Origin of the sequence: Phocaeicola plebeius, assembly GCF_003437535.1 — a bacterium.
Taxonomy (GTDB): domain Bacteria; phylum Bacteroidota; class Bacteroidia; order Bacteroidales; family Bacteroidaceae; genus Phocaeicola; species Phocaeicola plebeius_A.
The window spans coordinates 1-21,144 of record NZ_QSQT01000040.1 but is presented as its reverse complement, the minus strand read 5'-3'; the positions used below and the strand labels follow the sequence as shown (position 1 = coordinate 21,144).

General features: G+C 42.6%; 15 protein-coding genes. 10 read left to right on the top strand and 5 right to left on the bottom strand.

The features are described 5' to 3' along the window. Positions 1–8: 8 nt before the first annotated feature. Both DXD04_RS15025 and DXD04_RS15020 read right to left on the bottom strand, forming a co-directional pair. A complete protein-coding gene (locus DXD04_RS15025) occupies positions 9–740 on the bottom strand; it encodes an isoprenyl transferase (RefSeq protein ID WP_117674003.1) in 732 nt (243 codons plus the stop codon). 27 nt (positions 741–767) lie between these two features. Then, the gene (locus tag DXD04_RS15020) at positions 768–2,183 is read right to left on the bottom strand and encodes a BamI family beta-barrel-assembly machinery protein (protein ID WP_147330771.1); all 1,416 of its coding nucleotides are present in this window, start codon (positions 2,181–2,183) and stop codon (positions 768–770) included. A 319-nt stretch (positions 2,184–2,502) separates the two neighbouring features. On the opposite strand from DXD04_RS15020, the gene DXD04_RS15015 reads away from it, so the two are divergent. The 3 genes from DXD04_RS15015 to DXD04_RS15005 all read left to right on the top strand — a co-directional run bounded on the left by DXD04_RS15015 (position 2,503) and on the right by DXD04_RS15005 (position 9,684). Further along, positions 2,503–4,398: a glycoside hydrolase family 97 protein gene (locus DXD04_RS15015; protein WP_117674001.1), complete on the top strand. Its 1,896-nt coding sequence runs from the start codon at positions 2,503–2,505 to the stop codon at positions 4,396–4,398. A 546-nt stretch (positions 4,399–4,944) separates the two neighbouring features. Next, entirely contained in the window at positions 4,945–7,974 is a 3,030-nt protein-coding gene (locus DXD04_RS15010; protein ID WP_373103799.1) for a SusC/RagA family TonB-linked outer membrane protein, read from the top strand. A gap of 21 nt (positions 7,975–7,995) precedes the next feature. Continuing rightward, positions 7,996–9,684 (top strand): RagB/SusD family nutrient uptake outer membrane protein, encoded by a 1,689-nt coding sequence (locus DXD04_RS15005; protein ID WP_117673999.1) that lies wholly within the window; start codon positions 7,996–7,998, stop codon positions 9,682–9,684. 13 nt (positions 9,685–9,697) lie between these two features. Here DXD04_RS15005 and DXD04_RS15000 read toward each other — a convergent pair whose 3' ends face one another. Beyond that, complete coding sequence (locus DXD04_RS15000) at positions 9,698–10,552, bottom strand: AraC family transcriptional regulator (protein ID WP_117673998.1); 855 nt, start codon at positions 10,550–10,552, stop codon at positions 9,698–9,700. A 217-nt stretch (positions 10,553–10,769) separates the two neighbouring features. Here DXD04_RS15000 and DXD04_RS14995 point away from each other — a divergent pair, with 217 nt between their 5' ends. The 7 genes from DXD04_RS14995 to DXD04_RS14965 all read left to right on the top strand — a co-directional run bounded on the left by DXD04_RS14995 (position 10,770) and on the right by DXD04_RS14965 (position 19,410). Then, positions 10,770–12,410: an alpha-L-fucosidase gene (locus DXD04_RS14995; protein WP_117673997.1), complete on the top strand. Its 1,641-nt coding sequence runs from the start codon at positions 10,770–10,772 to the stop codon at positions 12,408–12,410. A gap of 14 nt (positions 12,411–12,424) precedes the next feature. Continuing rightward, complete coding sequence (locus DXD04_RS14990) at positions 12,425–12,805, top strand: L-rhamnose mutarotase (protein WP_117673996.1); 381 nt, start codon at positions 12,425–12,427, stop codon at positions 12,803–12,805. Between the two features lie 12 nt (positions 12,806–12,817). Next, positions 12,818–13,750 carry an aldo/keto reductase gene (locus DXD04_RS14985; RefSeq protein WP_117673995.1) on the top strand — a complete coding sequence of 311 codons (933 nt, stop codon included), beginning with the start codon at positions 12,818–12,820 and terminating at the stop codon, positions 13,748–13,750. 15 nt (positions 13,751–13,765) lie between these two features. Next, the gene (locus DXD04_RS14980) at positions 13,766–14,689 is read left to right on the top strand and encodes an amidohydrolase family protein (protein ID WP_117673994.1); all 924 of its coding nucleotides are present in this window, start codon (positions 13,766–13,768) and stop codon (positions 14,687–14,689) included. 15 nt (positions 14,690–14,704) lie between these two features. Continuing rightward, on the top strand, positions 14,705–15,958 hold the full coding sequence (fucP, locus tag DXD04_RS14975; RefSeq protein WP_117674006.1) for an L-fucose:H+ symporter permease: 1,254 nt from the start codon (positions 14,705–14,707) through the stop codon (positions 15,956–15,958). Positions 15,959–15,992: 34 nt separating this feature from the next. Next, the gene (locus DXD04_RS14970; protein WP_117673993.1) at positions 15,993–17,009 is read left to right on the top strand and encodes a zinc-binding alcohol dehydrogenase family protein; all 1,017 of its coding nucleotides are present in this window, start codon (positions 15,993–15,995) and stop codon (positions 17,007–17,009) included. 175 nt (positions 17,010–17,184) lie between these two features. Beyond that, positions 17,185–19,410, top strand: coding sequence for a S9 family peptidase (locus DXD04_RS14965; protein WP_117673992.1), 2,226 nt, complete (start codon positions 17,185–17,187; stop codon positions 19,408–19,410). A gap of 53 nt (positions 19,411–19,463) precedes the next feature. On the opposite strand, the gene DXD04_RS14960 is transcribed toward DXD04_RS14965, so the two are convergent. After that, complete coding sequence (locus DXD04_RS14960) at positions 19,464–20,957, bottom strand: DNA/RNA helicase domain-containing protein (protein ID WP_117673991.1); 1,494 nt, start codon at positions 20,955–20,957, stop codon at positions 19,464–19,466. Next, positions 20,954–21,144: hypothetical protein (locus DXD04_RS16795; RefSeq protein WP_220444617.1), on the bottom strand; the 191-nt coding region annotated here is incomplete at its 5' end. The genes DXD04_RS16795 and DXD04_RS14960, both read right to left, overlap by 4 nt.

Below are 21,144 nucleotides of genomic sequence, written 5' to 3'. Positions count from 1 at the left end.
GTTCTTTGTTAAATTTGTTCACTGGTTTTGCCGAATCGGCGTTCTCTTTTTTGAAAGTCACAAATAGCCTTACACAATTCTTCGGCCTTGAAGTCCGGCCAGAAAGTGTCACAGAAATACAGTTCCGCGTAGGCGCACTGCCAGAGCAGGTAGTTGCTCAGACGGATTTCACCGCCTGTTCTGATTAACAAGTCCGGGTCGGGCATATAATGAGTAGCCAGGTATCGATCGATGGTCTGGTCTGTAATTTCTTCGGGAGAAAGGCTTCCTTCCTTCACTTCACGGGCAATTTTTTTGACAGCCTCCGTGATTTCCCATTTAGAAGAATAGCTTAATGCTAATGTCAGACACATTCCCGTGTTCTTTGATGTACGTTCAATACACTTGTTCAGTCGTGCAAGTACGTTTTCCGGCAATTTTTCTGTTTCACCGATGATGCGGAAGCTGATGTTGTTCTTCATGAAGGTTTCTTCTTCAATGGAGTCCATAAGCAAACTCATCAAAGCGGCTACTTCGTCTACCGGACGGTTCCAGTTTTCAGTAGAGAATGTATAAAGAGTCAGATATTTCACGCCTAGCCGTGCGGCTTCTTCCGCAATGACATGTACGGTCTCAGCGCCAGCCTGGTGTCCGAAAGTACGGGCGTGTCCCTGCTGTTTGGCCCAGCGTCCGTTACCATCCATAATGATGGCTATGTGTGCCGGTATCCGATTTTTGTCTATTTGGTCTTTATATAGCATGGCTTGTTGTTTTTCAGGGTTCTTAGATTACCATTTAGGAGTAAATCCCAACCGATTGATGCGTCCTCTGCAGATACTTCCATCTTCCCACACAATCCAGATAAAATTACCTCTGGATGTTTCGCTCTCCAATTTCGGAGTTACGGCACATGAGTAATTTTTGCTATGTGCGGTATAAAGTTCACTGAATTCTGCAGGGAAGGCCATACATTCCGTTACAGGTCTCCAGCAAAGTCCGTTGTCGGTAGAGCAATAGAACTGGCTGAAAGGCTTGATTTCTCCGTAACCACCACCGAAAGCATACAACTTTCCGTCATAGTAAATCATGGTGACATTTTCCAAATTAGGAAGCGGCAGGTTCTGCATTCTTTTTTCCCATTTGTTGTCACTTGATATACGATTGAATACCAATGCTGCCGTATCATTAGCAGTAGTACTATTGCAGAGTGCTATTGTTGTGGTAATATCGCTGTTGTAAGACGCAGTAGTTGTATTGGAGAAGAAAGGTTTACCTGCCGGGAACAGTGTGAATGGGTTGGCATCTTCTGTCCATGTATTTTCTTTATATATACCACTTTTTCTACCTTTTTCCCCCTCTTTTACAGCGTAAAGTTCACTTTTTATGTCATTTCCTCCTATCAGCATTTCAAATGTTTCTCTGCCTACAGAAGTAATTTCATTGCTATTTACATCCAGTTTGTAAAGTTGCTTATTAGTTCCTGCCAGGAAATAGATGTATTCTGCACATGCAGTGGCAGAATAAGTATCGATGTCTGCAGGTACATTTTTTGTAACTGCTACCCAAGATGTAGGATTGTCATTTGAAACATCTGAGTATTCAATATGAGTACCGTTTCCATTCTTTCCGAATACATATACCTTTCCGTTGGCATATACAGCTTTCTGTTCACTTAAATTTCCGGCATTGAATAGTTGGGTATCAAATTTCTTCCATGAAATTGTGTCCGGTTCCTGCTTATGTACGTTAATGGTAATTGTATAAGGTTTTCCTTCTACACCACTATATGCATACACTTTAAATTCCACCGGGTCAGTAAAATCGATAGAGTCAGTTGATGTCCAGATGGTATCACGTTCGGAGCCTTTGGGTTTGTAGGCTAGCATTCCCGCATCATATGTGATACTGGTAATAACCTTATCTATGTAGGTTCCTACGGGGAGTGAGTCTTTATTTGTGATGGTTCTATTGATTTGGTCAATGGTGAATGGATAGTTAGAACAATCAAGTGTATCTACATAAGGACTATCTAAACCATTTTTATCTTTTCCTACACGGTCAATGTGCAATGTTCCCAGTGAAAATCCTGTAATACTGGTTTCTGAGGTATACGTAATCTGTTCTACATCATTGTCCAAACACGATGTCATTATAGATGTTGCAGCAAAGAGTACTGCAATCAATGGCAAAAACTTTATTTTCATCTGCAAATGAGTTCTTTTAATTACAAGTTGCAAAAGTAGAAAGTTTTTCCTCGATTCCTCGCTTTTAGGGGAAGTTTTATATAAAATTATATTGTTATCTCCTCTTTATCAAGCTCTGTTGCATATTGTCCTGTTTTGTTAAAGGGCACAAGTATGTGCAAAAAGTCGCTTTTTCAGCATATAATAAGAACTTTTTAGGGGTAAAAATTGTTTATGTCCTCTTTGTATATCGATATTGTCCTGTATAAAACGGTTTTATGCAATTTGTTTCCTGAAAGAACGGATAATTTTGTAGTCCAATAAAAACGAATAAACAATTATGTACAGACAATTAATTTCTAATTCATGGAAAGCATGCCTTCTTTTAGTAGTATGTGTATTCTTTTTCGGTATGACAGTGCAAGCAGGTAATGATTTATACTCTCCTAATAAGAAAATAGGAGTGAGCTGGGATAATCCGGCGAAAGGATTGCGTGTGATTTATAAAAAAGGAGATGCTTCGGTTCCGGTAGTTCAGTTAAAGAATATAGGACTTCAACTTCAGCCTACATCCGGAGACGAATTTGATTATGTGTCTTCTTCCGCCGTGACTCCTATACGTGAGGATTATACCATGATAACGGGTAAACACCGTCATTGCACGAATGAAGGATATCAGCAGGTATTTCATTTCAAGAACGCTCAGAACGTATCGCTGGATTTGGAACTTCGGGTATATGATGACGGTATAGCTTTTCGTTATGTGTTTCCTCAGTCGGCAAAAGAGATATGTGTGACCGATGAAACCACAGCTTTTGTCTTTCAGGAAGGAATTACCCGATGGACACAGAAACTGAATCAGGCCTATGAAGACTTCTATCTGAAAAATAAAGGACGTGTGCAGGGATATACTGCAGCACAATGGGGATTCCCGGCATTGTTTGAAGTGGCAGATTCTGTATTTACCCTTATCTCAGAAGCGAATGTAGCGAAAGGTAATTGTGGTTCATGGCTGAACAATGCCTCCAGTGCATCGAGCTACAAAGTGGAGATGGCAGAACCGACCAACGTTTCCGGCAGATGGTGTTCACCTTGGCGCGTGGCCATTATCGGTTCTTTGGCTGATGTGGTAGAGTCTACCTTGGTGACAGATGTCAGTGAACCATGTCGTATGAGCGATGTTTCCTGGATTAAGCCGGGAGTCGTTTCATGGATTTACTGGGCTTACAATCACGGTTCAAGAGATTATCAGCTGATAAAGAAGTATATTGATTTTGCAGCAGATTTTCACCTTCCTTATATGCTGATTGATGCGGAATGGGATGAAATGGGGAACGGCGGCAATGTGGAAGATGCCTTGGCTTATGCAAAACAGAAGAATATTGCTCCTTTGTTATGGTATAATTCTTCCACCGCGTGGTGTTCGTTCGGTCCTTTGTACCGTTTGAACAAGCCGGACATGCGCCAGAAAGAATTTGCCTGGCTTGAGTCCATGGGTGTGAAAGGAATAAAAGTAGATTTCTTTAGCCAGGACAGTATATCTACGATGAATTATTTTGTGGACATTCTGGAGGATGCGGCTAAATATCATTTGATGGTAAACTTTCATGGAGCTCCTATTCCGCGAGGTTGGCAGCGCACCTATCCTCACATGATGTCGGTGGAAGGAGTATATGGAGCAGAATGGTATAATAATAAGGAGACACTGACCGACAGTGCGGCATGGCATAATTGTACGTTGCCTTTTACGCGTAATGTAGTGGGCCCGATGGACTATACTCCTTGTACTTTTACAGACTCTCAGCATCCACATATCACTTCGAACGGGCATGAACTGGCTCTGCTGGTTGCGTTTGAATCTGCCTTGCAGCATTTGGCCGACCGCCCCGAAGGATACCATGCCCAACCAGCTGAAATACGTTCGTTTATCTCTTCGCTTCCCACCGTTTGGGACGATACGAAATTGCTGAGCGGTTATCCTTCCAGCTATGTGGTGCTTGCCCGGAAGAGTGGTGCTTGCTGGTATATTGCCGGCTTGAACGGAACAAACGAGAAGAAATCGCTTGTTGTGGATTTGAGCTTTATTCAGGAACCTGTCAAAGAAATCACTTTGTATGCCGATGGAGAAGAACGTAATCAGTTTGATATACAGATGCTTTCTGGTTTGAAGAAAGCTGTACATGAGGTGGACTGTCTGCCGCGTGGAGGATTTGTGATGAAGGTTAGTCTTGATTGAGTTATAGTTAGGCTATTTGTATTTACGTGGAGAATGCCTGATGCTTTTAGAATGAGCGTCAGGCATTTTTTGTGTGTTTTTCAGGGGTGATTGCAGTGACGGTATAAAAGATAGAGAATTATTGGTCATTTTGAGGAATGCTTTTGTATAAAAACTGAAATTAAACGGTCAATTCTCTGTTTCACACTGTGGGATATAAAAACCACAGTGTGGTATATATATTTCACAGTGTGAAATACAAATCTCGCACTGTGAAACAAAGAATATGCAAAGTCAAGATAGAGAATTTGTAGAGTAGTTTGGAAGATAGAGTAGGAACATTTAGTAGTAGCTAAAACACGTTTGTCGATAAATTGCAAGAAATGTCGATTTTGTCAATATTTTATCGTTTTTAGGTTTGAATAATGTCGATTTTGTATTATTGAAAGATACTTTAATCCTATATTCGGGTTGTATGAATAATTAACTTTGCATTGTATAATTTAAATCTAAATAAAGATGAAACACAATTCTATTAGGCAAATGTGGCAAGCCTTGAGAGTATTTATGTTACTCTTTGCTTGTTGTGTGAGTTCCATTGCATGGGGACAAGGAACAAACAGTGTGAAAGGTCACATTACAGACGGAAATGGAGAACCCTTGATCGGGGTAAGTATTCTGGTAAAGAATACAAACAATGGTACTGTAAGTGATTTAGATGGTAATTTTACTTTGTCAGTTAATCCAGGAGACATTTTGCGTGTGACGTATGTGGGGTATGCTTCACAGGAAATTCCTGCAGTTTCGGGCAAAATAATGCGAATCGTTCTTAAGGAAGATACCGAATTGTTGGATGAGGTTGTGGTAGTGGGTTATGGAACCCAGAAGAAAGTGAATTTGACCGGTGCCGTTTCTGCAGTTACCAGTGAGGATCTGATGAACAAGCCGGTGATGAGTACTGCTCAGGCTATTGCAGGTTTGGCACCAGGTCTGAGTGTTGTACAGAATTCTGGACGTCCTGGTACGGGGGCAAATGTAAAGATTCGTGGAACAGGTACTTTCTCCAGTGCTGGTACAGATCCGTTGGTACTTATAGACGGTTTGTCTGGTAATCTGGATGATGTAGATCCCAATGATATTCAAAGTATTTCTTTCTTGAAGGATGCTGCTTCTGCTTCAATTTATGGTAACAGAGCTGCGAATGGAGTCATTCTGATAGAAACAAAGAAAGGTGCACAGGGAAAAACTGTTGTAACCTATAACAATTCATTTGGCTGGCAGCGGGCAACTGAACTTCCCGATTTTCTTCCGTCCTGGGAATATGCTACGTATTATAATATGGCCATGCAGAACATGGGTAAGCAGGATGCTTATTTGCCGGAGCAGATACAGAAATATAAAGATGGCTCTGATCCGGACAACTATCCGAATGTGAATCATCTGAAGTGGCTGTTGGAAAGCGGTTCAGGTTTCCAGCACCAGCATAATGTAAGCATCCAGGGAGGAAATGCGACGACAAGTTACAATCTGTCTATCGGCTATAGAAATCAGGAAGGACTTACAGCTAAGACGTCTAATGAACGCATGACTGCTTTGTTCTCTTTGAGAAGCCAGTTAAGCAAGTCTCTTACATTGAGTTTGAATATCAATGCTTACAATAACAAATACAATGCGCCGAACGGTGAGCCGACAAGCATTGACGGTATAATAGGTTATGCAGTCCGTGAGGCTCCTATCTATGCAGGACAGAAATCTGATGGAAGCTTTGGGTATCAGGATAATTATAGTCCGGAAGCCTGGCTGGCAAGTGAATCGTTTGTGGAGAATGTCAGCCGTAATATAAATGCTTCCGGACAATTGAGATGGGATACTCCGATTAAAGGATTGTCACTGACCGGAAAAGCTGGCGTAACATACTGGACTAAATATGATAAGACTTATCGTGCAGAGACTTATTTTGATGAAAATAAGACGGTCGGTCCTTCTACATTGAATATCTGGACATCAAATAATACCAATACCATTCTGGAAGCTTTAGTAAATTATGAAAAGACGTTCGGCAGTCATGACTTGAAGGTTCTAGCCGGTACCTCTGTAGAACAGACCTCCAATAAAGGTCTGGAGGGTTATCGCAATACCTTCCCTAATAATGCCCTGTATCAGCTTGGAGCCGGTGATGCATCAACTGCCACAAACAGCAGTTCTTTGGAAGAGTATGCCTTGGTTTCTTTCTTCGGTCGTGTGAACTATGCGTTTAAGGATAAATATTTGCTGGAGGCTAACCTGCGTTATGACGGCTCTTCCCGTTTTGCGAAAGATAACCGTTGGGGCATTTTCCCTTCAGTTTCTGCAGGATGGAGAATTTCTGAAGAAAATTTCTGGAAAAATACGCGTGCAGGTGAGGTTGTCAATAACTTGAAACTGCGTGCATCGTATGGTGTACTGGGTAACCAGAATATCGGAGTATATCCTTATCAGCAGACATACGATCTGGATCATAATTATCCGTTGGGTAATCCAGCCACTTTGGTCCCCGGTACTTATGTTTCTACTTACCGCAACCAGGATCTTACCTGGGAAAAGACAGCTATCACCAATGTGGGTTTGGACTTCGGGTTGTTCAATAATACGTTAAATGGTAGTATTGAATATTTCTATAAATACACTTCAGACATTCTTGCACCGGTTGAAAAAGCAGGTATTCTTGGGCAGAATGTGAGTGAATCGAATGTAGGTGCAGTATCCAATAAAGGTATTGAAGTAAACTTAAGTTATAACGGACGTATTGGCAGAGATTTCCAGTTTAGTATTGCGCCGAATTTTACATGGGTAAAGAATGCGGTGGAAGAACTGGCAAATGGGGCAACAGAAGAAATCAACAACAACCGTATTGTGGGACAGCCGATAGGTATTATTTATGGCTATCAGACAGAAGGATTGTTCGTTGATCAGGCAGAAATTGATGCGGCTCCTGAACAGTTAGTAGGAAAGAGTGACTTGAAACCGGGCTATATACGTTATAAGGATATTAGTGGTCCGGACGGTGTACCTGATGGAAAGGTGGATGCTGAATATGACCGTACAGTATTGGGTAGTACTACTCCCAAGTTCTATTATGGCTTGAACCTCTCGGCTTCTTACAAAGGCTTTGATTTCTCCGCACTGTTCCAGGGATTAGGCGGCTATCAGCGTCAGATAGGTTCTTATATGGCTTATGCGTTTTATAATGGTGGCCAGATTCAAAGATGGCAGGCTGAAAACTGCTGGACAAAAGAGAATCCAGATAAATGGGCAGAATATCCTCGCATAGAAACGATGAATATGAACCATCCGAACCTGCAGACCTCCGATTACTGGGTACGCAATGCAAGCTTCTTGCGTTTGAAAAACTTGCAGCTTGGCTATACCTTGCCACAGGCATGGACCAAGAAGATTGGTATTGAGAAGTTGCGCGTATATGTAAGTGGTCAGAATCTTTTCAGCTTTAACAGTTTCTATCAGGGATGGGATCCTGAGAATGAAATTGGAACAGGTGATTCTCCTTCTTACTATCCTATTACAGCCATTTATTCGTTTGGGTTTAACTTCAAGTTCTAATTACTATAAATTTATAAAGATATGAAACCGTTATTACAAATATTACATATAGCCAAGTTGTCAGTTTATTCTTTGGCTTTGTCTGGTGTGCTTGTCAGCTGTTCGGATTTGCTGGAGAAAAATCCTCCTTCTGCTATCTCGGACAATACTTTCTGGACAGGTGAGAATGATGCTTATCTGGCATTGGTAGGTTGTTACCGCTTTCAGACAGGTTGGTCCCATGATGATTTTGCAACTCCTCAAGGATTGTTGTACCTTGATTTTGCTGGAGGCAACGGTACGGAAAAAGAGAATTTTACTACTCTGATGGCCAGTTCCAATACAGTTGCGACGAATGGCAATATTGAGTGGTATTGGAAGAATGCCTATACACAGATTGCAAAATACAATAATTTTCTGGCTAATGTCGGGAAATGTCCAATGGATGAAGATACTAGAGAAAAATGGAGTGCAGAAGTAAAAACTTTACGTGCTTATTTCTTGTTTAATCTGGCATTTTATTTTAAAGATGTTCCTATGCCACTTGCACAGTTAACTGTGGAGGAGGCTAATACGATTAAGCAGACAGCACAGGCAGATGTGTATGCCCAGGTGGAAACTGATTTGAAGGAAGCTGCCAGAATTCTTCCGGACAGTTATGATGCAGAAGAATATGGTCGTCTGACAAATGGTGCGGCTAAAGTATTGTTGTCTCGTTTGTATTTGGCTCAGGACCGATGGGGAGATGCCGCTGACATTCTGGATGAAGTAATTATTTCAGGCAGCTATCAGCTTGATCGCAGAAACGGAGATGAGAGTTATGAAAAGTTGTTCCAGATAGGAGGAGAATATAGTCCTGAGACTATTTTCTGTATCATGGGTATTGCGGATAAATTTACAAATTCCCGCTATCAATATCTGTATCCGGAATGTGCTTATGGTGGCTGGCATCAGTTTGCTCCTTATAATGAACTGGTAAAAGAGTATTTCTGTACGGATGGAAAAGATATTGATAACTCAGGTGTGTATGATGATAATGATCCTTATGCAAACCGTGAAATAAGATTGTATGCTTCTGTTTTCCTTCCTCCGTTGGGCTCTTATCCTGGAACAAAATATAATGATATAACTTATAATTGTTTCCAAGGACCTAATACGGCAGATAGTTACAATCGTTTTCCGTTGTTTAATGGTTATTGCCCAAAGAAAGGTTGTGATCCTTCCATAACGAATAATTTAGGTTCAACGCCTACTTATACTCCTCTTATGCGCTATGCTGAGGTGCTATTGAGTTACTTGGAAGCGTTGAATGAATCTAATCCAGGTGCCGTTGATCAAACAGTGCTTGATTTGACAATCAATGATATACGTAATCGCGTGAAATTGCCAGGATATCAAAAAGGTGATTTGCCGACTCAGGAGGATGTGCGTAAGGCAGTTCGTAAGGAAAGACGGGTAGAGTTGGCTTTTGAGGGATTTAGGTATTTTGATGTACTTCGTTGGGGAATTGCAGAACAGGAGTTGAACCATACGTTTACAGGAGTCAAACTTTCGGATGACCCTAGTGCTCCTAATTACCGTGGAAGTGGTTCTGCAGCCTCTCCGGTAGACCAAAATATGTATTATCAGTTTGAGAAACGTACATGGGCTGCCCATAACCGATATTTCCCTATTCCGCAAAGTGAAAGAAATGTCAATAAGAACCTGGAACAGAATGAAGGATATAACTAATTAATTTTTAGTTTCAATATAGCCGGCGGTATTCTTGGGGAGTAACGCCGGTTGTTTTTTTAAATAAACGATTGAAGTAAGAATAATCATCAAAAGCCAGTTGAAAGGCAATTTCTTTGACTGCCAGTTCCTCTGTGATTAGTAGGAGCTGAGCTTTTTCTATTTTCTTTTGGTTGATATATTGTAAAGGTGTGGTTCCTAATTCTTTTTTGAAAAGGCGGATAAAATGGTCTTTGGAAAGACAAGAGATTTCTGCGAGTTTTTCCAATTCAATGGCCTCATTGAGATGTTTACGGATATATAAAACAGTTTTAGCTATCCGGTTATCTTCCATTTCAATTTTGGATTGTCCTTGTTTAAAAAAACGAGATAGCAGTTGGAATACGATTCCTCTCGATTCTACCTTATCGCAAAATGCCCGTTGTCTGTTTTTTATAAGATTCTGCATGAGTGTTGGATTGTTGTCGTATGTGGTAGGGTCGGACTTTTGCAGAGTCATGTGCGGGTTAATTTCACATAAGCGTTTGAATAGAGCCAAATCTAAATCTGTTGCTTCTATCTCGACGGGAAATTTCCAATGGTCTAACCAGTCGTTATCTGAGTAATGATCTTCGTAAATATGCAAGTAGTAATGTACGAAATTAGACTTACAAATATTGGTATGAATAGTAAACGCAGGGATGAAATACATGTGTTTGGGTGATAACGTATATATTCCATCAGGAAGTTCTATTTGAGCACTTCCTTCCGTAACGTAATATAGACGTGTAAATGGACTGTTTACATTTTTCCAGTTCCAATCTGCATTGTGAACAGCTAATCCTACGTTCAGGACTAATGGGTGCATTTGTTCTACTTGTAGATTCATAGGTATAGATTATTAATTTGCCATAAAAGTAATAATTATTTTTCGTGTAGATGATTTTTGATAAATCTTTTATCCGATAAAAATCGATATTGTACCAGTAAAATTATTTAAAATACTCCTTTTGTCGATATTAGCCTATAAACTCTCATTTTAATCCTATTCTTTTGGGGCTATTCTCCGTACATTTGTTTATATAAATTGTCAGATAATAATACTTATGAAAACAAGACTCTTATTAGCTTCTTTATTTTTATCCATGGCCGGATTGTCGGCACAGACTTATCAGGTACCGGTATCGGAACAGGATGAACCGATGATGAAAGGAAAGTTCGAACCCACATGGAGTTCATTGGAAAACTATCAGGTGCCGGAATGGTTCCGTAACGTGAAATTTGGTATATGGGCCCATTGGGGGCCGCAGTGTGTGGAAGGTTCAGGCGACTGGATGGCTCGTTCCATGTATATGGAGGGTACTCGTGAATATGAATATCATGTAAAACACTACGGACACCCGTCGGAAGTGGGTTTCAAGGATATTATTCCCTTGTGGAAGGCGGAAAACTGGGATCCGGACAAGCTGGTAGCCTTTTATAAGAAAATAGGTGCCCAGTACTTTTTTGCTTTGGGAAATCATCATGATAACATGGACTTGTGGGACAGTAAGTATCAGCCCTGGAATTCAGTGAATATGGGGCCGAAGAAAGATATTCTGGCCGGATGGGAGAAAGCGGCAAGAAAATACGGATTGTATTTTGGAGTCAGCTTGCATGCCGACCATGCGTGGAGCTGGTATGAGCCTTCTCAGCGTCATGACACGAAAGGTCCGAAGAAAGGAATTCCATACGATGGAAAACTGACCAAGGCAGACGGAAAAGGAAAATGGTGGGAAGGATATGATCCGCAGGATTTGTATGCACAGAACCATCCATTGAGTGAGAACAGCTGGGACAACGGAATGATTCACCGTCAGTGGGCATGGGGCAATGGAGTTTGTGTGCCGAGCCAGGAATATTGTACAAACTTCTATAATCGTACACTCGATGTGATCAATCGCTATAACCCCGATTTGCTGTATTTTGATGTGACAGTAGCACCTTTCTATCCGGTGAGTGACGCGGGATTGAAGATTGCAGCTCATTTCTACAACCACAATATGGCTACTCACAAAGGGAAACTGGAAGCGGTGATGTTTGGTAAGATTCTCGATGAAAATCAGCGAAAAGCACTGGTGTGGGACGTAGAGCGCGGTGCTCCCAATAAAATTATCGATCAGCCGTGGCAGTCATGCTCCTGCATTGGCGGATGGCATTACAATACGTCTATTTACGAGAAAAACGAATATAAATCAGCGGCATACGTAGCTAAACTGTTGGTAGACATTGTGAGTAAGAATGGAAATCTGTTGCTGAGCGTACCTCTGCGTGCAGATGGAACTTTCGATGAAAAAGAAGAGAAAATCCTGAATGAATTTGGGGCATGGATGAACATTAACAAGGAAGCTATTTATGATACTCGTCCGTGGGTTGTGTTCGGGGAAGGTCCGATTGCGGAGGAAGATATTCCGCTCAATGCTCAGGGGTTCAATGAAGGTTCTTACAGTCAGGCAGGAGCAAAGGAAATCCGTTTCACACAGACTCCGAAGTATTTGTATGCTACTGTGCTGGCATGGCCGGCAGACGGAAAGGTAAACATCAAGTCACTGGCTGCAGACAGTAAACTTTATGAGGGAAAGATTCGTAAGGTGGAATTATTGGGATACGGTAAAGTCGATTTTGTCCGTACCGCCGAAGGCTTGTCGGTTACGCTTCCTGCACAGCCGTTGAATCAGATTGCTCCCGTATTGCGAATCGCGAAATAATAAAATGTGGTAAGATGGAAGGATATAGAGTAAAAGAGTACGGTATGCCCGTCAAGCGGTATTGTCAGGCATTGGATTTGAAAAATAATCCGGAACTGATAGCGGAATACCGGAAGATACATAGTCGTGAAAAAGCCTGGCCGGAAATTCGGGCGGGAATCCGTTCAGTGGGGATATTGGAAATGGAAATCTATATCGTAGGCTGCAAGCTGTTCATGATTGTGGAAGCACCGCTTGATTTTGACTGGGATAGCGCGATGAAACGCCTGGCACAGTTGCCCAGACAGACAGAATGGGAAGACTATGTAGCGCGTTTTCAGGAATGTGTGCAGGGAAGCAGCTCTGCCGAGAAATGGCAGTTGATGGAGCGTCTGTTTTATTTGTATGAATCTTAAAAAGTTATCACTATGGAATACCATGAAATAGGAAAGACGGGGATGAAGGTATCCTCTTTGAGTTTCGGAGCTTCTTCTTTGGGGGGAGTCTTCCATGACATTAGAGAAAAAGAAGGATTGGAAGCGGTGTTTACCGCCATTGATTTGGGGATGAATTTTATTGATGTGTCTCCTTATTACGGACATTATAAGGCTGAAACGGTATTAGGAAAGGCCCTGAAGGAGATTCCTCGCGACAAGTATTATCTCTCTACGAAGGTAGGACGTTATGGAAAAGACGGGGTAAATACCTGGGATTATTCCGGGAAGCGGGCTACGGAGAGCGTGTACGAAAGTATGGAACGCCTGCATGTGGACTATATCGACCTGATTAATGTGCATGACATTGAGTTTGCCGACTTGAATCAGGTGGTTAATGAGACTTTGCCGGCTTTGGTGGAGTTAAGAGAGAAAGGGGTAGTAGGCCATGTGGGTATCACCGACCTGCAACTGGAGAACCTGAAGTGGGTGATTGACCATTCACTGGCAGGGACGGTAGAGTCGGTACTGAACTTCTGTCATTATTGCTTGTGCGATGACAAGCTGGTCGATTTTCTGGACTATTTTGAGTCGAAAGGTATTGGGGTAATCAGTGCCTCTCCATTGTCTATGGGATTGCTGACCGAAAGAGGTGTACCGTCATGGCATCCGGCTCCTCAGCCGTTGGTAGAGGCTTGCCGAAAGGCTATGGAGCATTGTAAGAGTAAGAATTATCCGATAGAAAAACTGGCCATGCAGTATGCTGTGAGCAATCCGCGCATTGCTACGACATTGTTCAGTACGGCCAATCCGCAGAATGTGAAGAAGAATGTGGCTTACATAGAGGAGCCGATGGATGAAATTTTGGTGCGTGAAGTGCGTGAAATTATCGGCGACCAGTTCCGTGTAAGTTGGGCTAATTCTTAAAGGAGGAATTTGTATATGGGGTTTATAATAATCGATGCACATTCTCATTTGTGGTTGAAGCAGGATACGGTGGTTGAGGGACTGCCTATCCGCACCTTGGAGAATGGAAGGTCATTGTTCATGGGGGAAGTGAGACAGATGCTTCCCCCGTTCATGACCGATGGAGTAAACAGTGCAGAAGTGTTCTTATCTAACATGGACTATGCACAGGTGTCTGCGGCCGTGGTGACACAAGAGTTTATTGACGGTTTTCAGAATGACTATTTGGCTGAGGTTGCGGCCCGTTATCCCGACCGTTTCTTTGTATGCGGAATGTGTGAGTTCCGTAAGCCGGGCTATCTGGATCAGGCGCGTCAGCTTATTGCACGGGGATTCCAGGGGATTAAGATTCCTGCACAGCGCTTGCTGCTTCAGGAAGGGCGTGTAAGACTGAACGGTGAGGAAATGATGCAGATGTTCCATCTGATGGAGCAGAACGGGGTGCTGCTTTCTATTGATATGGCCGATGGGGATACACAGGTGGGCGAACTGGAGGAGGTAATTCAGGAGTGTCCTAAGTTGAAGGTGGCCATCGGGCATTTTGGTATGGTAACTCGTCCTCAGTGGAAGGAACAGATTAAGTTGGCGCGTCATCCTCATGTACGTATTGAATCGGGAGGAATTACCTGGTTGTTCAATGACGAGTTTTATCCGTTTAAGGGGGCGGTAAGAGCCATCCGTGAGGCTGCCGAGCTGGTCGGCTTTGAGAAACTGATGTGGGGGTCGGATTATCCGCGTACCATTACGGCCATTACCTACCGCATGTCGTACGACTTTGTGAGTAAGTCCGCAGAGTTGACGGAAAGAGAGAAAGCCCTCTTCTTAGGAGAAAATGCCCGCAGTTTCTATGGCTTCCATAATCTGTCGGAACTTCCTTACATCAAGAATATGTCGGAATAAAAAAACGGGGAAATGATGAAAAATAATAATAGCTATAAACTGCCGCTTGCACTGGTTTTCAGCCTTTTCTTTTTGTGGGCTATCAGTAGTAACCTGCTGCCTACCATGATTCGGCAGCTGATGAAGACTTGCGAACTGAATACCTTTGAAGCGTCCTTTACGGAAACAGCTTACTGGCTGGCGTATTTTATTTTCCCGATTCCGATAGCCATGTTCATGAAGCGGTATAGCTACAAAGCTGGTATTATTTTCGGCTTGGTGTTGGCGGCAGCAGGTGGTCTGTTGTTCTTTCCGGCTGCCATGTTGAAGGAATATTGGGCTTATCTGTGCATCTTCTTTGTTATTGCTACCGGGATGTGTTTTTTAGAGACCGCAGCCAATCCGTACGTAACGGCTTTAGGTGATGCGGCTACAGCTCCTCAACGACTGAATCTGGCGCAGTCATTTAACGGGCTCGGAGCTTTCATTGCAGCCATGTTTTTGAGTAAACTGATATTGAGTGGCACGCACTATACGCGTGAAACGCTTCCGGCAGATTATCCGGGCGGATGGGAAGCCTATATCCAGTTTGAGACGGATGCTATGAAAACTCCTTATCTGGCATTGGCGGTATTGCTGCTGGTTATTGCGGGAATCTTTATTTTCTCTAGGTTGCCTAAGATTGGAGATGAAGGGCAGCGGGGCACTTCTAAGGAAAAACTGATTGATTTCAGTGTATGGAAGCGGTCGCATCTGCGGTGGGGCGTCATTGCACAGTTTTTTTATAATGGCGGACAGACGGCTATCAACAGCCTGTTTTTAGTCTATTGCTGTTCGTATGCCGGAATTTCGGAGTCGGAAGCTACCACCTATTTCGGTTTGTATATGCTGGCTTTCCTGCTGGGACGATGGATTGGTACCGGACTGATGATTCGTTTCCGTCCGCAAGATATGTTGCTGGTCTATGCATTGGTGAATATTCTGCTTTGTGCCGTAGTTGCCGTGTGTGGAGGCTGGATTGGTCTGTATGCCATGCTGGGCATTTCGTTCTTCATGTCCATCATGTATCCTACCCAGTTTTCATTGGCACTGAAAGATTTGGGCAGTCAGACGAAAAGTGGCTCTGCTTTTCTGGTGATGTCGATAGTGGGTAATGCTTGCCTGCCCCAGTTTACGGCTTATCTGATGCACGTTAATGAACAGATGTATCATCTGGCGTATGTAGTTCCGATGGTTTGTTTCTTATTTTGCGCCTATTACGGGTGGAGAGGATACAAGGTATTGGATTGAAAATAGTCTATCTGAAAATAAAAATAACAAGAAAATGAAAGCGGTTCAAATTGCAGCTCCCCAGAAAATGGCGGTCGTAGAGATTGAGAAGCCTGAACTGAAGGCTGGGGAAATATTGGTAAAGATTGAATATGTAGGTTTCTGTGGTTCTGACCTGAATACTTATCTGGGGCGGAACCCGATGGTGAAAATGCCGGTCATTCCGGGACATGAAGTTGGTGCGGTAATAGATGTCGTAGGACCGGGCGTACCGGAGAGTTTTAAGAAGGGCATGAATGTGACACTGAATCCCTATACGAATTGTGGAAAATGTGCCTCGTGCCGGAACGGGCGGGTAAATGCCTGCGAACACAATGAGACGTTGGGCGTACAGCGTAACGGCGTGATGTGTGAATATGCGGTGCTTCCCTGGTCGAAAGTGATTCCGGCAGAGGGCATCTCTTCACGTGACTGTGCGTTGATTGAACCGATGAGCGTGGGCTTTCATGCGGTGTCACGCGGTCAGGTGATTGACAATGAGATAGTAATGGTGATAGGCTGTGGTATGGTTGGTATGGGAGCCATTGTACGTGCCGCCTTGCGTGGAGCTACCGTGATTGCCGTCGATTTGGATGACGAGAAATTGGCTCTGGCTCGTGAGGTAGGAGCTACGTATGTCATCAATTCACGCACGGAGAATGTGCATGAACGTGTGCAGGAATATTCAGGCGGCTTGGGAGCCGATGTGGTAATCGAGGCGGTAGGCAGTCCGGCCACTTACGTGATGGCGGTCGATGAGGTCAGCTTTACGGGACGCGTGGTATGTATCGGTTATGCCAAGAGCGGGGTAGAATTTCAGACGAAATACTTTGTACAGAAAGAGTTGGACATCCGTGGCTCCCGAAACGCATTGCCAGCTGATTTCCGTGCTGTAATACATTATATGAAAACAGGAAATTGTCCGGTAGAAAAATTGATTTCAAGCATTGTGTCACCCGAAAATGCATCGGAAGCCATGGAAGGCTGGGCGGTGAATCCGGGTAAGGTATTCCGTATTTTGGTAAAATTCTAAAAAGCCTCAGAAAAGGAAGATTTGAGGTTCATGTGTTTAATAATAGCGTACTTGCGTTTCTCGAAGAAGTGCAAGTACGTTTTTTTATGTCAGATTGTTCCGTTTGTGTGCTGAAAAGTTGTACTTTTGGCATATCTTACAAGTTTATTTTAATCAACCATAAATTAATGCGTAGATGAACACAAAAAGCATCTTTTTAGCTCTGTGTTGTCTGACCGCCTTCTCATCCTATGCACAGCATGTACCAACCTTGGAGGAAGTGGTGAACGGAGGTCTGATTGTCACGAAGGGCGAAAGCCGGGTAAACTGGCTTTCAGAGGGGAACAGTTATTCAAAGAAGGAGAAAAATCCGGCTGGGGGATACGACATCGTTTCGTATACGCCCGGTAAGAACAAGCGTGAGGTACTTATTCCTGCTTCCATGTTCGTAAAGCCGGGTACTTCCGACACGTTGTCTGTCCGTAGTTTTAGTTTTGACACCTCCCATAAGCAGGTTTTGGTATATACCAATACACGGCGTGTCTGGAGGTATGATACGCGCGGAGACTATTGGGTATTGAACATGGAAACGGGCAAGTTGAGGCAATTAGGAGCACAGTTGCCAGAGAGCAGTCTGATGTTTGCCAAATTCTCGCCCGATGGTACACGTGTGGCTTATGTCAGCGGAAACAATATCTATGTGGAGTATGTTTCCGACGGAAAGGTTGTACAGTTGACCCGCGACGGAAGTAATACGATTGTGAACGGTACATTCGACTGGGTGTACGAGGAAGAATTCTCTTGCCGTGACGGCTTCCGCTGGAGTCCCGATGGCAAGTACATAGCCTATTGGCAAAGCGATACAGAAGGTACTGGGTGGTTTGACATTATCAACAATGTCGATTCGCTTTATCCGAAAATCCTTCGTTTCCCTTATCCGAAGGCCGGAACTACGAACTCGGCGGTTAAGGTGGGATACGTAGCAGCTTCCGGTGGAGAGACTACATGGATTGATCTGCCCGGTGACCCTCGTCAGAATTATATCATGCGAATGGATTTTATACCGGAAAGCAATGATTTGTTTATTCAGCAGATGAACCGTCCGCAGAACACGAACAAGGTGTGGATTGCTACCATTGGAGGCGGTGCTCCGAAGAATATCCTGACAGAGACAGATGCCGCATGGGTGGAAACAAATGATCAGGTGACCTGGCTGAAGAATAATACTTACTTTACCTGGCAGAGTGAACGAAGCGGCTGGCGTCATCTTTACCGTGTAAGTCGTGACGGAAAAGATGTTCAGCCCATTACCAAAGGGGAGTTCGACTTTATCGAACAGGTGGGCATGGACGTGAAGAAAGGTCTCGTCTATTTCATTGCTTCACCCGATAATTATACCCAGCGGTATCTTTATTCTGCCGAGTTGTTAGGAAAGGGTGAAGTGAAACGCCTCAGTCCGATGGATGAGCAGGGACAGCATCGGTACGATTTGTCTCCCGACGGGAAATATGCGGTACATACGTTCAGCAACTCTGTGACTCCTCCTCGGATAGAGATGGTGGCCTTGCCTTCTCATAAAACGGTGTCGGTCATTGAAAATAACGAGGAAGCTGCATCGCAGTATCAGCAACTTCAGTTGAGTCCGAAGGAGTTTGTCAAAACCCGTTCCGGAGACCTGCAACTGGATGCATGGATGATCAAGCCCGTTAATTTTGATCCGTCGAAGAAATATCCGGTCATCATTGATGTGTACGGTGAACCTGCCGGCTCTACGGTGCAGGATGTATGGCAGGGAGGTGACCTGTGGCATCAGTACCTGGCTAATCAGGGATATATTGTAGTCAGCATTGAGAACCGTGGGGCTGCGGCTCCTCGCGGACGGGAATGGAGAAAGTGTATCTATGGAGAGGTAGGAACTTTTGCTTCGCAAGACCAGGCGCAAGGAATTCTGGACTTGGCCCGTCAGTATTCATTCATTGATACTTCCCGTATCGGTATTACAGGCTGGAGCGGAGGAGGCAGCCAGACATTGAATTGTATGTTCCGCTATCCGGATGTATTCTGTACGGGTATTGCCATTGCCTTCGTATCCGACCAGCGGTTGTATGACACGATTTATCAGGAACGTTACATGAATACACCGCAGGCAAATCCGGAAGGTTATCGTAAGGGTTCTCCTATTACATACGTAGAGGGGCTGAAAGGTAACCTGCTGCTTATTCATGGTACGGGTGACGACAATGTGCATTACCAGAGTTGTGAGATGTTGGTGAATGAACTGGTGAAGCATGGTAAGGTCTTTTATCAGTTATCCTATCCCATGCGTTCACATTCCATCAGTGAGCGGGAAGGCACCACGTATCACCTTCGCAAGTCTATGACAGATTATTTCTTGAAGAATCTTCCGGCAGGAGGACGATAAAATTAAAAAAGACAGGCTAATCTCGATTTTGAGGTTGGCCTGTTTTTAGTACATTATTTATTAAGAATCTCTATACATCGTGCTAGCATAGAAGCATTGTTGACCACAATGATATGAAGTCTTTTTCGGGCTCGAGTAATAATTTGGTATAACATTTGCCTTTGTGAATAATATTGGTTACTGGCCGTTAGCTTTCCGTTTTTTGTATATTTGAAATGTTCATCAATTACAATGGCCACATTGTTAAATTCCTGCCCTATCACAGAATGTGCACACATTTTGTTACTGGGAAAGTATTTTTCATAATCGAAAATAGAACGTGTTCCAGGTGTATAACTAGGAATTTCCCATCCTTCATTTAGCAGAGTTTGTAGCAATATTTTTGCAGAAAAGTAGTCTTTACAATATGTAAGCTCAATGTGTGGATATGTAATGCCTGGAATATTTGTTTGAGAATCGAAAAGTTGTTTTATAAAAAACGCAATTTCTTTGTTTGTCCGTATTTTGTTTGTCAATATGTATGGAGTGCATGATAGTTCTTCTTCAATCCTTTTTTTTAAATTATATTCTTTTTCGTTGTCGCTCAAATATTGCTTTTCATCGTAGGAAAATATGCATTTTATATTTAATGTACCTATTTCTTCCGTATATTTATTAAACTGCTCTGGTCGCATACGTTGAGCTTCATCGATGATAACTAAATCATAATCAGAAAAACTGGGAGCATATCTAGGCATATGTATATGCCATTTGTATTTATTTTTTAATAGTTCATGACCTGCATTAAGTTGGGCACAGTGCAATATAAGTACTTCATGACCAACTTGAATTACTTTTTTGGCGATATGATAAGTTAAGAGTGTCTTGCCTGTACCTGCTCCTCCTGTAAGTGCGATGAAGTTTGTGGTTTTATCGGCTAATTGCTTTTGTATGGCTTTGCATATTTCTTCTTGTTGTATAGTGAGAAAATATTCTTCGTTTATGAATCTGTCAGTAGAATTGAATGGAGAAATCAGATAATTAGAAGGTTCGAATACCTCATCAATGTGATTCAGGTACATAATTTTCTGTGATGATAAATCATCGCATAGCTCATGAAAGTCGATTTCTCTGGTAATAGGCCCACTTTTGTCTATCATGAGTTTGTATAATTTGTTCTCATTTAATACATAAGTATAAATATGAGTTTCTTTTTCTAGGAAACTGAGATAATATTTATTTTTTACTTGTTGCTTTAGTATCTTTTCTGGTGAACTTTTTGTTTTTATTTCAATGTTGACTAGGTAGTTGGTGCCAAAACGGAGTAAGTCGAATTCTTTTCCTATCTGAGGAATTGAGTAGCCTAGATAGTAATTGCTGGTGACCGTAATGTCGGCTGTATGTTTAAATATATTGTTTATCAGTCCTTCTATGCCATCAAGTTCATAATCTTTAATGCCATTTAATCCTCCTACAATGATTCCGTAGCTATTCATTAATTTCTGGAACAATGAAGATTCTAGATTTCTATAAGCTTCAATGACGGATTGGAGATTAATATGCTTCATGGATGTCGGTTTTTGTTAGAGTTAAGATTTATAAATTCTTTTAAGTTTTGTGGCGTTGCTTGTATTTGTCTGTTAGGTGGCAAATATATGAATCCTTTCAAGTTTAGAGAAATAAATTTCGTGTTTTTATAATCGAAGTGATTTAAACTTTTCTTTTCCTTGCACATTTTCTCAATAGCATAACGGA

What these genes read in the sequence shown, in the direction of transcription:
- DXD04_RS14960 (WP_117673991.1), bottom strand. Translation starts at nt 20,957, where the DNA reads ATGAAGCATATTAATCTCCAATCCGTCATTGAAGCTTATAGAAATCTA.
- DXD04_RS14985 (WP_117673995.1), top strand. Translation starts at nt 12,818, where the DNA reads ATGGAATACCATGAAATAGGAAAGACGGGGATGAAGGTATCCTCTTTG.
- DXD04_RS15000 (WP_117673998.1), bottom strand. Translation starts at nt 10,552, where the DNA reads ATGAATCTACAAGTAGAACAAATGCACCCATTAGTCCTGAACGTAGGA.
- DXD04_RS14980 (WP_117673994.1), top strand. Translation starts at nt 13,766, where the DNA reads ATGGGGTTTATAATAATCGATGCACATTCTCATTTGTGGTTGAAGCAG.
- DXD04_RS14965 (WP_117673992.1), top strand. Translation starts at nt 17,185, where the DNA reads ATGAACACAAAAAGCATCTTTTTAGCTCTGTGTTGTCTGACCGCCTTC.
- DXD04_RS15005 (WP_117673999.1), top strand. Translation starts at nt 7,996, where the DNA reads ATGAAACCGTTATTACAAATATTACATATAGCCAAGTTGTCAGTTTAT.
- DXD04_RS15010 (WP_373103799.1), top strand. Translation starts at nt 4,945, where the DNA reads ATGTTACTCTTTGCTTGTTGTGTGAGTTCCATTGCATGGGGACAAGGA.
- DXD04_RS15020 (WP_147330771.1), bottom strand. Translation starts at nt 2,183, where the DNA reads ATGAAAATAAAGTTTTTGCCATTGATTGCAGTACTCTTTGCTGCAACA.
- DXD04_RS14990 (WP_117673996.1), top strand. Translation starts at nt 12,425, where the DNA reads ATGGAAGGATATAGAGTAAAAGAGTACGGTATGCCCGTCAAGCGGTAT.
- DXD04_RS15015 (WP_117674001.1), top strand. Translation starts at nt 2,503, where the DNA reads ATGTACAGACAATTAATTTCTAATTCATGGAAAGCATGCCTTCTTTTA.
- DXD04_RS14995 (WP_117673997.1), top strand. Translation starts at nt 10,770, where the DNA reads ATGAAAACAAGACTCTTATTAGCTTCTTTATTTTTATCCATGGCCGGA.
- fucP (WP_117674006.1), top strand. Translation starts at nt 14,705, where the DNA reads ATGAAAAATAATAATAGCTATAAACTGCCGCTTGCACTGGTTTTCAGC.
- DXD04_RS15025 (WP_117674003.1), bottom strand. Translation starts at nt 740, where the DNA reads ATGCTATATAAAGACCAAATAGACAAAAATCGGATACCGGCACACATA.
- DXD04_RS14970 (WP_117673993.1), top strand. Translation starts at nt 15,993, where the DNA reads ATGAAAGCGGTTCAAATTGCAGCTCCCCAGAAAATGGCGGTCGTAGAG.